We start from the raw sequence: 13,761 nt of genomic DNA, 5'->3' as shown, positions 1-13,761 counted from the left end.
GTAGGGGCAGCAACGCCCCACGATACCGCACGCCCCGCCCTTGCGGAATCCGGGGCATATGACCCCACGGCATGAGCCGATGCCGGCCGGGCCGGCTTACTCGTAGCTGGTCAGCGCCAGGGCCAGCAGGGCCTTGGCCTGTTCGCGCAGCATCACCGGCTCGACGATCTCCGCGTCCGAGCCGTAGTGCAGCACGTCCATCAGCAGCTCACGCGAGACGCTGTAAGGCAGTTTCAGCTCGTAGCGGCCATCGGGCAGGAAACGGCCCTGCTGCTTGGAATGCCAATGCTCATCGGCCACCCAGCGTGCGGCCTTGGCACTGAAGACGATCGTGGCCCAGCCCTTGGGCGGTCCGGAGAAGATGCCGTAGCTGGCGCCCAGCTGCTCGTCCAGCTCGCTCTCATCCACATCGCGCGCGGTGGTATCGATCACGCGGGCCTTGTAGATGCGGTCCACGGCGAAGCTGCGCAGGCCTTCGCGGCCGTGGTCCCACGCATCGAGGTACCAGTTGTCGCGATAGTGGGTCATGCGCTGCGGCGACACGGTGCGCTGGGTCGCCTCGTCGGTGGAGCGGGCCCGGTACTCGAAGGCCAGCTGCTTGCGCTCCAGCACCGCCGAGGCCACCGCGCGGAAGCTGGCCTCATCGAATTTGCGCCCGCGGTGCGGAATGACCCGGACCCGGTCGACCGGCCAGCTGGAGACACCGGCCTGCGCCGCCAGCAGCCCTTCGATGCGCTGCTGCAGCGGGGCCAGCACCGAGGACAACACGCCGCCGCCCGTACGCGAGAGCAGGTGCTGGGAGGCCAGCAGCGCGTGCAGCTCTTCCGAGCTGAGCCACAAGCCCGGCAGCTCGAAGCGGTCGCTTTCGTCGGCCTGGTAGCGGAAGCCCGCCTCGCCATCGCCTTCCACCGGCGCCATCAGCGCATCGCGCAGGAAGGCCAGGTCGCGGTAGACAGTCGCGCGGGAACACTCCAGTTTTTCCTGCAGGGCCGCCACCGTTACCGGGTAACGGGCGGACTTGAGCAGGCGATGCAGGGCGTTGATGCGTTCATATCGGTCCATGACCCGATTATGTCCGAGTCGCCGTCGTTGTGGCGGCTTCGGCTGCATCTTCGGCTATCGTGGGGCCCCCATCGCCTGCTGCCGCCCGTCATGCGCCTGTTGCCCGTCCTTGCCCTGTCCGCCGCCGCCCTGCTGCCCAGCGGCTGTGGGCGCACTGAAACGCCCGTGGCTGCGGTGCCTGCCGCGACCGCACCGGCCGCCGATCCGGTCGGCACGGTGCTGGCCGCCAGCCAGCGCTTCGGCCAGCTGCGCAGCTTCCATGCGGTGATGAAGATGCAGGGCCCGCGCGCGGTGGAGGCGCAGATGGACTACGTGGCCCCGGACCGCTACCGCCTCGTCACCGAGGATGGCCCGCAGACCATCATCGGCGGCACCTTCTTCCTGCAGCGTGCCGGCGAAGTGCGCCAGATCCCGGTGCCCGAAGGGATGCTGGCCCAGTGGCGCAATCCGTTGCCCGCCGATCTGGAGCCGGCGCAGCTGCAGGTGCGCGACCTCGGCGAAGAACGCGCCGGCGGCCAGCGCGCCCATAAATACGAGGTGCGCCACGCGACCGCAGCGCCCGATGGCCTGCTGTACTGGGTCAATGCACAGGGCCTACCGGTGCAGATCGAGCGCAAGGGCCAGACCAACGGGCAGCCGTTCCGGATCACCGTGACCTACTCGCGCTTCGACGACGCCGCGCTGCGGATCGATATTCCCTGAACAGGGGCGAGGCCGAACGGGTCCTAAAGCCCCGGCCCATCGCCGAATGTGACGTGGAACGCATCAAGTATCATCCCCCCCTTGTTGTCCCTCCCCCTTGTCCGATCACGGAGAACCGTTGATGTCCCTGCGCGTTTCGTTGCTTGTTCCCCTGCTGCTCTGCGCCCCGGCGGTTTATGCACAGGACGTTGCCGAACTGGCGGCGATGACCTCCCCCTGGAGCGGCAGTGGCGGCGAACTGGGCTTTGCCTCGGCCCGCGGCAACAGCAATACCGAGAGCTTCAACGGTCGTCTGCGCCTGCGCTACACCGATGATGACTGGGTGCACAGCATGGACCTGTTCGGCCTGCGCTCGCGCTCGGAGTACACCGATACCAACGACGACGGCACCACCATCCGCCGCCGCAACACCACCGCCAACCGCTACACCGGCAGCGCCGGCAGCGCGCTGCAGCTGGGCGAACACCGCCAGATCACCGCCACGGTGCGTTACGAGCGCGACGATTTCGCCACCTACGACCGCCAGAGCTCGTTCGGTCTCGGTTACGGCACCCGGATCATCGACGCCGAGCGCTTCTACATGGACGCGCAGATCGGTCCGGGTGTGCGCCGCACCCACAACACCGAAGACGACTCGACCCGTACCGGCCTGATCGGCCGCGGCCTGTTCGATCTCAAGTACACGCTGACCCCGAACACCGACCTGGTGAACACGCTGCTGGTCGAATCGGGCTCGTACAACACCTTCGCGCAGAACGATTTCGGCGTATCGGTGAGCATGAACGAGCATCTGGCGCTGAAGGCCGGCTGGCAGGCGCGTCACAACAGCGACGTCGCCGATGACAAGCGCAAGACCGACACGCTGACCACGATGAACGTGGTCTACAAGTTCAAGTAATCGCTGCGGGCGCCGGTGCGCCCGCCATCGTGACGTAGTGCCGGCCGCTGGCCGGCTAGCCGGGAACCTCGCGCGATCTGGAATGTCGGCCAGCGGCCGGCACTACACCGCGAGCAGTTCCCCGGCGCCGGCATCGAGCAGCCCGCGCGCGACGCGCTGGCCCAGCGTTTCCGGGTCACTGGCTGGGCCACGCGCCTGGGCACGCACGATGCGGCCATCGGCGACCCCGCCGACCAGGCCCTGCAGGAACAGATTCTCCCCTTCCCACTGCGCGAACCCCGCTACCGGTACATGGCAGCTGCCGTGCAGCGCGCGGTTCATGGCGCGCTCGGCTTCCACGCAGGCACGCGTGTCGGCATCGTCCAGCGCAGCGAACAGGCCCATCACCGCCGCGTCCTCGCCGTTGCACTCCACCGTGACTGCGCCCTGCGCCGGGGCCGGCAACCAGTCCGGGGCGGCCAGGCGCGCCACGATACGGTGGCCCAGGCCCAGGCGTTCCAGCCCGGCGACCGCCAGCACGATCGCGTCGTAACCGCCGTTGTCGAGCTTGGCCAGGCGCGTGTTGACGTTGCCGCGCAGGTCCTGCAGCTCAAGATCCGGGCGCAGCGCGCGCAGCTGGGCCTGGCGGCGCAGCGACGAGGTGCCCACCCGGGCCCCGATCGGCAATGCCTCCAGCGAGGCGTACAGATTTGAAATGAACCCGTCGGCCGCGTCGTGACGGGTCAGCATGGCTGGCAGCGCGAAGGGCGCGTCCAGTTCCATCGGCACGTCCTTGAGCGAGTGCACGGCGCAATCCGCTTCGCCACGCAGCATCGCCAGTTCCAGTTCCTTGAGGAACAGGCCCTTGCCGCCGATCGCCGCCAGCGAGCGGTCCAGCACCTCATCGCCGCGGGTGCTCATCGGGATCAACACCACCTCCAGCCCCGGGTGCGCCTGGCGCAGGCGGTCGGCGACGTATTCGCTCTGCCACAGGGCAAGCGGGCTCTTTCGGGTGGCGATGCGCAGGGTCTTCATGGCGCCATTATCGACGCACGGAGGCATATCGACCAACGGTGAGCGCCTGCCAGGCCCGATGGGATCCCCGTGGCCTACAGGTGTTTGAGGTCCTGCTTGAGGCTGGCCACGCAGCGGCGGCTGACTTCCAGCGGCCCGTGGCCATGGCGCAGCACCGCCTGGACCTGGCCTGCGCCATTTCGTCGCAGCTCCACCAGTTCGTGCCGGGCGACCAGGCAATTGCGATGGATGCGCACGAATCGGGTGCCGAATTCTTCTTCCAGCGACTTCAGCGATTCTTCCAGCAGGTCTTCGCCGCGCGCGTGGTGCACGACGACGTATTTCTCTTCGGCCTGCAGGTAATGGATGTCCTCGACCGGGATCAGCCGCAGGCTGCCGCGCAGGCGCGCGCACAGCAGCGTGCGCGCCTGCTGGCTGGCGGCGGTCGCCGGGCCGCTGCGGCCGGCCAGGAAGGTCCGCGCCCGTTCAAGGGCGGCAGCCAGGCGCTCGGGGCGCACCGGCTTCATCAGGTAATCGATGGCCGCCGCTTCGAACGCGGACAGCGCATGCGCGTCGTACGCGGTGCAGAACACCACGGCCGGGCGGGGTTCGAAGGTCGCCAGATGGCGTGCGGCCTCCAGCCCGTCCAGGCCGGGCATGGCGATATCGAGCAGGACCAGGTCCGGTTGCAGTTCGGCGCAGGCATGCAGCGCCTGTTCGCCGTTCTCGGCCTCGGCCACCACCTCGATGCCGGCCTGGTCGGCAAGCAGGGAGCGCAGGCGCTCGCGGGCCAGCGGTTCGTCGTCGGCGATCACCACCTTCAAGACAGTTTCCTCACTGGACCGGGACCGTGATTTCGCAAGCATAGTAGCCGTCGGCCCACGCCCCCGTCATCCGCGCGGCCGGGCCGAAGCGCCAGGCCAGGCGGTGGGCGATGTTGCGTTGTGCGTGGCCTGCGCCCTGCAGCAGCGGCAGCCCGCGGGTGGCCGGATCCGGCGCCGGGTTGCGCACCCGGATGCGCAGCTGCGTGCCGTCGCTGGACAGCGCCAGCACGATCGTGCCGCCGGCAGGCACCCGTGAGATGCCGTGCAGCACCGCGTTCTCGACCAGCGGTTGCAGCACCAGCCGCGGCATCGGCAACGACCATGGCAACGGCTCGTCGCGCAGCCAGATCACCTTCAGGCGTTCGCCCAGGCGCAGCGATTCGATCGACAGATACTGCTCGGCCAGTTCGCACTCGGCCTGCAGGGTGGAGTCGCCATCGCCGGCACCCAGCGCGGCACGGAACAGGTCGGACAAGTCCAGGACCGCGCGCTCGGCCACGTCCGGATCGCGGCGCAGCAGGCTGGCGATCAGGTTCATGCTGTTGAAGAGGAAATGCGGCCGGATCCGCGCCTGCAGCGCATCGGCCTGGGCCCGTGCATTGGCCAGCATCTGCGCGCTGCCACGATCACTGACGTAGAAGTAGCGCAGCGCCAGTGCGCTGATCAATGCGGTCATCGCCGCGCTGCCCAGCGTGAACCGCCAGAAGCCGACGGTCTGGGCGAAGCTGCCGCCGCCGATCACCCCGTACAACGCATGCACGATCGCCGCGCACGCGCCGGCGATCAGGCCGGTCATCATCACCACCAGCACCATGCCCGGCACCTCGGGCAGGCGCGAGAGCATGGCGCGCACGCTGCACAGGCTGACCGTCACTGCCAGCGCCAGCCACAACGCGAAGCCGCTGGCGGACAGGAAGTCCGGCAGCGTCCAGTGGCGGCTGCCATCGGGTGCCAGCGCCACCACCACGACCACCAGCTCGGCCAACCCGAGCATCGCCGCCAGTCGCGGCAGGCGGCACAGCTCGGGCAACCAGGACTGCTGGCGCGGGTCGTTCATGGCGTCAGGCGGCCAAGCGCGCCTCGAGCCAGTTGCCCAGTGCGTCGAGCTCGTCGGCACAGACCTGGTGGGCCATCGTATAGGTGTGCCACTCCACCGGCAGGCCGAGCGCGCCCAGCGTCTGTGCGGTGTGCTCGGCGATCGCCACCGGAATCACCGGATCCTGCGTGCCATGGGCCATGAACACCGGCACGCTGATCGCACCGGCCACGCACGCGGCCGCAGCCTTGGCCGGGTCGGGCAGATAGGTCGACAGCGCGATCAGCCCGGCCAGCGGACGGGTGCGGCGCAGCAGTGCGCTGAGGATCACCGCCCCGCCCTGGGAGAAGCCGGCCAGCAGGATGCGCTCGGCCGGAATGCCGCGGGCGATCTCGCGCTCGATCAGCAGTTCCAGTTCCACGATCGAGGCATCCACGCCGGCGCTGTCGGCGCGCGAGCGGAAATCCATGCTGACGATGTCGTACCACGCGCGCATCGGCACGCCGTTGTTGATCGTGATCGGCTGCACCGGCGCATGCGGGAACACGAAGCGGATCGCCGGCCAGTGCGGGCGCACCAGCTCGGGCACGATCGGGGCGAAGTCATGGCCATCGGCACCCAGGCCATGCAGCCACAGCACCGACCACTGCGGGTCGGCGCCGGTTTCGTTTTCCACGGTATCCAGCATCAGGCGGCTCCAGTACGTTCAAGCCGCATTATGACCGCGCCCCGCTGCAATGGGGCGCTGATCGCGGCAACGCAGGGCTCAGCCGGCCGGATGCGCCTCGGCAGCCGCACGGCGCAGCTCGGCCGCGCGCACCAGCACCTTGGGCGGTGCCGATTCTTCCGGGATTTCCATCAGGCCCAGCCGGTGCATCCACACGCCGGCGGTGCGCGAGGAGGTGAAGCCCACCACCGGAATCGCCAGCACCATGCCGATCACCACCGGCGCCATCCACGCCGCCAGCGAGGGCGAGACCGCATAGGCCAGTGCCCCCATGAACAGACCGAACACGCTCAGCCCGCCATAGCCACGTGCCAGTGCCAGCCAGGACACTCCGCCATCGTCACGCTGCTGCGCATCCCAGCCCGAGTCCTTGCCGGCCAGCACTTCGGCCACGCCGCGCGACTGCACGTACATCACCACCGGCGCCATCAGCGCGGCAAGGATGGTCTCCAGCAGCATCGAAATGAAGGCGCGGATCGTGCCACCGCAGCCGCGGCGTTCCACCGGCTCCAGCAGCATGGCCAGATAGCCCAGTACCTTGGGCGAGAGCAGCACCACCATGGTGATCGCGAACATGCGGATCACCTGCGTCTCGTCCTGGTGGCGCCAGTAAACGCCCGGCGAGAGATGCAGCACTTCATTGAGGTCGATGCCGCCCTGGAACAGCGGGATCGCGATGCCGATCAACATCAGCATGGCCCACATCGGCGCGGTGAAGTAGTGACCGATGCCGACCAGCATGTGCATGCGGCTGACCCAGTGCAGCCCCTTGGAGCCGACCACCTTGGCGTGCTGCAGGTTGCCCTGGCACCAGCGGCGGTCACGGACCAGCAGGTCGGTGAGGGTCGGCGGGCCTTCCTCATAGCTGCCTTTGAGGTACGGCACCATGTGAGTGGCCCAGCCGCCCCGGCGCATCAGCGCGGCTTCGACGAAATCGTGGCTGAGCACATGCCCGCCAAACGGCTCCTTGCCCGGCAGCGACGGCAGGCCGGCCTGCTCGGCGAAGGCCTGGGTGCGGATGATCGCGTTGTGGCCCCAGTAGTTGCTCTCCGCGCCATGCCACCACGCCACGCCGCGGCCGATCACCGGGCCGTAGACGCGCCCGCCGAACTGCTGCATGCGGGCAAACAGGGTGCGCCCGCCGACCACCGCCGGCAGGGTCTGGATCAGCCCGACATCCGGGTTGTGCTCCATGCCCGCGACCAGGCGCACGATGGTGTCGCCGGTCATCAGGCTGTCGGCGTCCAGGATCAGCATCTGCGGGTAAGCGCCGCCGAAGCGGCGGACCCAATCGGCGATGTTGCCGGCCTTGCGCCCGCTGTTGTCGCCGCGGCGACGGTAGAAGATGCGGTCATGGCCGCCCACGGCATCGCACAGGGCGCGGTAGGCCGCTTCTTCGGCCTGCCCGATGTCATCGCGCCGGGTGTCGCTGAGCACGTAGAAATCGAAGTTCGCCAGCTGCCCGGTCTCGGCCACTGACTCGTAGATCGCCTGCAGGCCGGCCAGCAGCCGGCGCGGATCTTCGTTGTAGGTGGGCATCAGCAGCGCGGTGCGCGTGTGCACGGTCGGCAGCGGTGCGTCCGGGTCGATGCCCAGCTTGTAGCCCCGATCGAACACGGCGGTCAGGAAGCCCGCCACGGCGCCGGCGAACGACAGCGCGATCCACGCGAACAGCCCCACGAACAGCACCAGCAGGCAGGCCTCGAGCACGCTGATGCCGTTGACGGCCAGCACCTTCCACATCATCCGGCTCGCTGCGGCGGTCATCGCCGCGGTGCCGCCCAGGATGTAGAAACGGCGCAGCCCGATCATCCGCGGCGAGGTGCGCTGGCGTGGCACCTGCAGCCGGCCTTCGCGCAGCGACTGCTCGGGCATCGGCAACGGCGACTCGGCCGGCAACGTCGCCCGGCCGGCATCCAGCGGGGCGTTGAGGGTCTGGGTACTCATGCGCGGTGTCCCTGTGCAGGGCGTGCCAGGCCGGGGGTGCCAAGTGCGGAAGGGGGCGTCCTGAGCCCGGCGTGCGCGCTGGCACGCATGCGTCCTGTCGATGCGGGCCGGAGACCGGCACGCAGCGTATGTCTGTGACTACCGGAACCCACGAACTCTCCAAACCGACTTGAGACGAAAAATGCGGCTCAGTCTATGGCGCGAAATGTAAGGTGCGCGCGAAGGGCTGACCGGGCATTTCTCCGCATTCAGCTTTTGGATCGAGACAAGTGGAGCCCCCCGCACAGGCACCGCCGCGCAGGCCCTGTGCCATGGGCCTCTGCCCATTCATCTTGCGCCCGGCCAGTCCAGGCCCCGCACGGCGATGGATACCGTTCCAGCGGCCCGGTGCGGGGCCGGATGGGCCGGTGTTGCGCGGTTTTTCCATGCCGTGGGCGGGGGAGCGGGCGGGCGTTTGGACGACCGGCCGCACCGGCGTGCGGTGGCGCGTTGGGCTCAGGCGACGGTGGCGGCGGTGGCCAGGTCGGTGTCGACCGGCGGGCGCGACAGCGCACGCGCGCTCACCTGCGAGAACTGCAGCTGGGCAAGCAGGTGCTGCGCCTGGGTGGCGACCGGGCACGGCGTGATCTGCGGTCCTGCCACAGGGCGCTCGGGGGACATCACATCAATGGACATGGTCTGGCATCTCGTTGACTTCTCATGACCCGCGGGGCTTCCGGCCGCGCGGATTGCGCACCCTATCGGAAAACCGGGACGAATGTGTGACGGTGCCCGCAGTCCCTTCCAAGAGTGCCCGCAAGCGTCGAAAAATTGGCGCCAATCAATAGCTTGTCGGTATCATGTAATCGTTTTCAACAAACGATTCGGATATGGATTCCAACACTGCTTCCCCCTACAGCCCCAAGTGGCAGTTCCGCTTCAACTTCTTCGACCAGCACGGCGCCCCCAACACGCCGACCTTCAAGGCAGCGTACAAGACGCTGCCGTTCGGCCAGAAGATCAAGGTTAACTTCAACTTCTACGCCCTGTTCTTCAGCTGGATCTACCTCCTGATCGTGGGCATGTGGCGCAAGGCGCTGACCATCCTGGGCATCACCCTGGTGCTGATGGTCGTCGTGGCGTTCCTGCCGGACGTGGTCGGCCGTGCGATCGGCGTGGCCTGGTCGGTGTTGATCGCGCTGACCACCAACTATTCGTACTACCTGGAAAAAGTGAAGGGCGACACCAGCTGGAACCCCTTCGCCGGCATGCGCTGGTAAGCAGCGCGCAGGCGTGGATGAAGAGCCCGGTCCTTGACCGGGCTTTTTTGTGGGGCGCTCTCACGCCAGGTGCAGATGGCCCTGGTACAGACCCCACGCCGCCCAGCCGGCCACGACGATCACGCCCGCCACGATGACCTGCTCGGCCCGGGTGAATATCCGCTGCCCATGCTGGTGCTTGGCGGCGGCGAACATGGCGATGCCCGGCGCATACAGCAGTACCGACAGCAGAACCTGGGACAGCCCACCGGCATAGACCAGCCACAGCGCGTACAGCGTTGCCAGCCCGGCCACCAGCAGATCGCGGGCCCGCAGCCCGCGCTGCCCGGCATAGGTGTCCCCGCGCAGTGCGAGCAGGGCGCCGTAACCGGCCGAGAACAGGTACGGCACCAGGCTCATCGACGCGCCCAGCAGCACCAGGCTGGTATAGGTGCCGGCACTGAACAGGGTGATGATCAGAAACAGCTGGATCAGCCCGTTGGTGAGCCACAGCGCATTGGCCGGCACCTGGCGCGCGTTCTCACGCCCGAGGAAGGCCGGCATCGTGCCATCCCCCGCCGCTGCGTACAGCACTTCGGCGCACAGCAGTACCCACGCCAGCAACGCCCCCAGCACCGAGACGATCATGCCGATGATGATCAAGGTGGCGCCCCAGGGCCCGACGATGGCCTCCAGCACGAAGGCCATCGAGGGGTTGCGTGCATGGGCCAGGGCGTCCTGGCGCAGCACGCCCATCGAGAGCAGATTGACCAGCATCAGCAGCGCAAGCACGCACAGGAACCCGATGATGGTCGCGCGCCCGACATCCGAGCGCCTGGCCGCACGCCGCGAGTAGATGCTGGCGCCCTCGATGCCGATGAACACCCACACCGTGATCAGCATCATGCCGCGCAGCTGTTCGCCCACGCTGCCAAGTTCTGCCGTGCCCCAGAAGTCGCCGGTGAAGATGTCGGCCTTGAAACCGACCGCGGCGATGATCAGGAACACCACGATCGGCACGATCTTGGCCACGGTGACGACGGCATTGACCAGCGCAGCCTGGCGGATGCCGCGCAGGATCATTGCGTGCATCGACCACAGCAGCACGGACGCACACGCCACCGCCTGCCAGGTATTGCCCTCACCGAAGGCCGGCACGAAATAGCCCAGGCCACTGAAGATCAGCACGAAATAGCTGACGTTGCCCAGCAGCGAACAGACCCAGTAGCCCCAGGCTGCCGAGAAGCCGATGTAATCGCCGAACCCGGCCCGCGCGTACGCATAGATGCCGGTATCCAGCTCGGGCTTGCGGTTGGCCAGGTTCTGGAACACGAAGGCCAGCATCAACATGCCCAGCCCGCTGATCATCCAGCCGATCAATGCCACGCCCGGGCCGGCGCTGCGCGCGATGTTCTGCGGCAGCGAGAAGATGCCGGCACCGATCATCGACCCGACCACCAGGGCAGTCAGCGCGGCCAGGCCAAGCCGGTCGGAACGGGAGGTCATGTGCTTACCATGCCTGCAAAGAATAGCGCCGATTACCAATGCAGCGCGGTGAGCATCCGGTGAATCACGCGACCCGGCGCGCCATGGGAAGTGGCACGCCGGGCAGGATCAGAAGGTCTGCCAGTCGTCCCCGTCTCCGGCCACGGCCGCTGCCGGCATCCGCGCGGTGCTGCGCGCGGGCGCGGCCCGGCGTGCCGATGTGCTGGCCGCGCCAGCACTGGACTGCAGGCGGAAGATCGCCACCGCAGTACCCAGCTGCTGGGCCTGCTCCTCCATCGCACGCGCCGCCGCCGTGGCTTCCTCCACCAGCGCGGCATTCTGCTGTGTGGTCTCGTCCATCTGGGTGATGGTCTGGTTGACCTGCTCGATTCCGGCAGACTGCTCTTTCGAGGCGGCCGAGATCTCGGCCATGATGTCGTTGACCCGACGCACGCCGGTGACGATCTCCTCCATCGTGCGGCCAGCGGTCTGCACCAGTGCCGAGCCCGCACTGACCTGGGTCACCGAGTCGTCGATCAACGTCTTGATCTCCTTGGCGGCGCCCGCCGAGCGCTGGGCCAGCGCGCGCACTTCCGTGGCCACCACCGCGAAACCACGGCCCTGCTCGCCGGCCCGGGCTGCTTCGACGGCGGCGTTCAAGGCCAGGATGTTGGTCTGGAAGGCAATGCCGTCGATCACCGAGATGATCTCGGCGATGCGCTTGGACGAGGCCTCGATGCCGGCCATGGTGGTCACCACCTGGCCGACCACCACGCCGCCCTGCGAGGCCACCTCGGCAGCACCGGCGGCGAGCTGGTTGGCCTGCACCGCATGGTCCGCGTTCTGCCGGACCGTGGAGGTGAGCTCCTCCATCGAGGCGGCGGTCTCTTCCAGGCTGGCGGCCTGCTGCTCGGTGCGGCGCGACAGATCGCTGTTGCCCGCGGCGATCTCACCGGCGGCCAGGTTGATGCTGCCGGTGGCCTGCTGGATGCGGCCGACGATATCGGTCAGCTGCGCGACCGTGGTATCGGCGTCGTCACGCATCCGGGCGAACACGCCATGGAACTCACCGCGCATGCGTGCCGTGAGATCACCCGCTGCGATGGCGCGCAGCAGCGCGGAAATCTGCTGCAGATTGTCATCACTGACCTGCATCATCGTGTTGAGGTTTTCGACCATGGCGCGGAAGTCGTGGTCGAAGCGCACCACGTCGCCACGCTGGCTGAAATCGCCCACCGCCGCCGCGCCGGCCAGGTCCCCGATCTGGGTATTGATGGCGCGCAGGTTGGCCTTGGTGGTATCCATCGCCGCGGTAAAGGCGGCCTGCTCGCCGGGCAGGCGGTCCATGTCCTGGCTCAGGTCACCGACCGCGTAGCGCTGCATCACCTCGACCAGACGGCGCGTGACCGCGATGTTGGCGCCAACCAGCTGATTGGTGTCTTCCACCATCTTGCCGTACTCGCCGGGGAAGGCCTGCGCGTCCATGCGGTAGCTCAACTCACCGGCCTCGTGGCGCTGGGCCATCTCCCCCTGCGCCGCCATCACGGCGCGCAACTGGCTGCGCATGCGCTGCATCGATTCGAGCAGGCGCCCGACTTCGTCGTTGCGCGCGGGCGGCAGCGGCGTGTCCAGACGGCCTTCGGCCACCTCGGCAGACAGGCGGACCGCATCGGCCAGCGGACGGATCGCCTGGCGGCGCAGCAGCACGTACACGCTGCCGCTGAGCACCAGCGCCGCGCCCAGGCCAACGGCGAGAATGATCCACAGCAGCGCACGTGCCTGCGCGGTGATCAGCGCGTGCGGCACGCTCACACCGAGCGCGAAATGCTCCTGGCTGCCACCGATGCGCAGCGGCACATAGGTCTTTACGTTGCCGGCCGCATCCGGTTCGAAGGCATCGAAGGTCTTGTCCGCCTTCACCGCGGCCAACACCTGCGTGGTCACCGCATCCTCGCGACGCTTGCCGATCTCGTTCGGGTCCTCCGCAGCCAGCACGATGCCGCCGGGCGAGATCAGTTCAACGTGACCTTCACCCATCGGGCGCAACGCGGCGAGGTGCTTCTGCAGTGCGGCCAGCGCGAAATCCACCGTCACCACGCCGAGGAAGGTGCCGTCATCGATCACCGGGGTGGACAGCGTGGTCATCAGCACCTTCTGGCCACCGATCTCGTACGTATAAGGCTCGGCCACCGTCTGCCGCTTCAACTCCTTTGGCTTGAGATACCAGTCGCCGTCGCCGGGCACGTCGTAGCCCTTCAGCGCATCCTGCATCGGCGTACCGTCGTGCCAGGCCCAGTAGCTCATGAAGCGGCCGGTATCATCGTGTGCCTCGGCACCGACGAACTCGGTGTCCTTGCCATCGAAGGCTTCCGGCTCCCACAGCGTGCCGAACCCGACCCACTCCGGGTGTACCTGCACCTGCTGGTGGATCACGGCGGCGACCGTCGCCCGCGACAGCGTACCCGCGGCGCGCTGCACCAGCAGGTTCTGCGCCAGCGCCTGGCTGGTGGCGAAGGCACTGGAAAGATCACCACTCACCCGCAGCGCTTCGGCCTGGGCCTCGCTCTGCATGGTGTGGCGTGAGGCATCGACCAGCGACGCGCTGGCTTCGCGATAGCTGATGGCGGCGGTGACACCGAAGCAGAGCATGGCGATCAACGCCGTACCCAGCATCAGTCGGTTGGCGATGCTGCCAGGGCGCTTGGACGCGGTGGGGCGGGACACGGGCATGGGGGGCGGTTCCGGAAAAAGGGCATACCGGCGGACGCACGCGTGCGCCGCCACGGAAACACGCAGTCCATTGCGGGCCAGCACGCGCGCGGTGTCATCACGGCGCGGCCAGCAGGGAT

12 protein-coding genes are annotated in these 13,761 nt (G+C 68.0%); 3 read left to right on the top strand and 9 right to left on the bottom strand.

Going from position 1 to position 13,761, the window contains the following annotated elements:
* Window positions 1–96 precede the first annotated feature (96 nt).
* A complete protein-coding gene (locus tag ORK51_RS01965; RefSeq protein WP_019183619.1) occupies window positions 97–1,062 on the bottom strand; it encodes a helix-turn-helix transcriptional regulator in 966 nt (321 codons plus the stop codon).
* Between the two features lie 90 nt (window positions 1,063–1,152).
* Between ORK51_RS01965 and ORK51_RS01960 the strand changes: the two genes are divergently transcribed.
* On the top strand, window positions 1,153–1,764 hold the full coding sequence (locus ORK51_RS01960) for a hypothetical protein (RefSeq protein ID WP_070426002.1): 612 nt from the start codon (window positions 1,153–1,155) through the stop codon (window positions 1,762–1,764).
* Between the two features lie 121 nt (window positions 1,765–1,885).
* Window positions 1,886–2,662 carry a DUF481 domain-containing protein gene (locus ORK51_RS01955; RefSeq protein ID WP_019183617.1) on the top strand — a complete coding sequence of 259 codons (777 nt, stop codon included), beginning with the start codon at window positions 1,886–1,888 and terminating at the stop codon, window positions 2,660–2,662.
* Between the two features lie 102 nt (window positions 2,663–2,764).
* Here the strand turns inward: ORK51_RS01955 and hemC are convergent, their stop codons facing one another.
* The 6 genes from hemC to ORK51_RS01925 form a co-directional block, all read right to left on the bottom strand.
* Window positions 2,765–3,676, bottom strand: a complete 912-nt coding sequence (gene hemC / locus ORK51_RS01950) for a hydroxymethylbilane synthase (protein ID WP_070426003.1) — start codon at window positions 3,674–3,676, stop codon at window positions 2,765–2,767.
* A gap of 74 nt (window positions 3,677–3,750) precedes the next feature.
* On the bottom strand, window positions 3,751–4,479 hold the full coding sequence (locus tag ORK51_RS01945) for a LytR/AlgR family response regulator transcription factor (protein ID WP_019183615.1): 729 nt from the start codon (window positions 4,477–4,479) through the stop codon (window positions 3,751–3,753).
* Window positions 4,480–4,489: 10 nt separating this feature from the next.
* The gene (locus ORK51_RS01940; RefSeq protein WP_070426004.1) at window positions 4,490–5,536 is read right to left on the bottom strand and encodes a sensor histidine kinase; all 1,047 of its coding nucleotides are present in this window, start codon (window positions 5,534–5,536) and stop codon (window positions 4,490–4,492) included.
* Window positions 5,537–5,540: 4 nt separating this feature from the next.
* The gene (locus ORK51_RS01935) at window positions 5,541–6,206 is read right to left on the bottom strand and encodes an alpha/beta hydrolase (protein WP_266083851.1); all 666 of its coding nucleotides are present in this window, start codon (window positions 6,204–6,206) and stop codon (window positions 5,541–5,543) included.
* A 75-nt stretch (window positions 6,207–6,281) separates the two neighbouring features.
* Window positions 6,282–8,189, bottom strand: coding sequence for a glucans biosynthesis glucosyltransferase MdoH (gene mdoH, locus ORK51_RS01930; RefSeq protein WP_019183612.1), 1,908 nt, complete (start codon window positions 8,187–8,189; stop codon window positions 6,282–6,284).
* A 495-nt stretch (window positions 8,190–8,684) separates the two neighbouring features.
* Window positions 8,685–8,864: a hypothetical protein gene (locus ORK51_RS01925; RefSeq protein WP_070426006.1), complete on the bottom strand. Its 180-nt coding sequence runs from the start codon at window positions 8,862–8,864 to the stop codon at window positions 8,685–8,687.
* A gap of 194 nt (window positions 8,865–9,058) precedes the next feature.
* Here ORK51_RS01925 and ORK51_RS01920 point away from each other — a divergent pair, with 194 nt between their 5' ends.
* The gene (locus tag ORK51_RS01920) at window positions 9,059–9,448 is read left to right on the top strand and encodes a DUF2628 domain-containing protein (protein WP_070426007.1); all 390 of its coding nucleotides are present in this window, start codon (window positions 9,059–9,061) and stop codon (window positions 9,446–9,448) included.
* Window positions 9,449–9,508: 60 nt separating this feature from the next.
* On the opposite strand, the gene arcD is transcribed toward ORK51_RS01920, so the two are convergent.
* Both arcD and ORK51_RS01910 read right to left on the bottom strand, forming a co-directional pair.
* Window positions 9,509–10,933, bottom strand: coding sequence for an arginine-ornithine antiporter (gene arcD / locus ORK51_RS01915; RefSeq protein WP_266083711.1), 1,425 nt, complete (start codon window positions 10,931–10,933; stop codon window positions 9,509–9,511).
* Window positions 10,934–11,041: 108 nt separating this feature from the next.
* Window positions 11,042–13,642, bottom strand: coding sequence for a methyl-accepting chemotaxis protein (locus ORK51_RS01910; RefSeq protein ID WP_266083710.1), 2,601 nt, complete (start codon window positions 13,640–13,642; stop codon window positions 11,042–11,044).
* Between the last annotated feature and the right edge of the window lie 119 nt (window positions 13,643–13,761).

The organism is Stenotrophomonas sp. RIT-551, assembly GCF_026241915.1.
In the GTDB taxonomy this organism is placed as follows: Bacteria; Pseudomonadota; Gammaproteobacteria; order Xanthomonadales; family Xanthomonadaceae; genus Stenotrophomonas; species Stenotrophomonas bentonitica_A.
The sequence above is the reverse complement of the archived record's forward strand: the minus strand, read 5'-3'. Positions and strand labels throughout refer to the sequence as shown.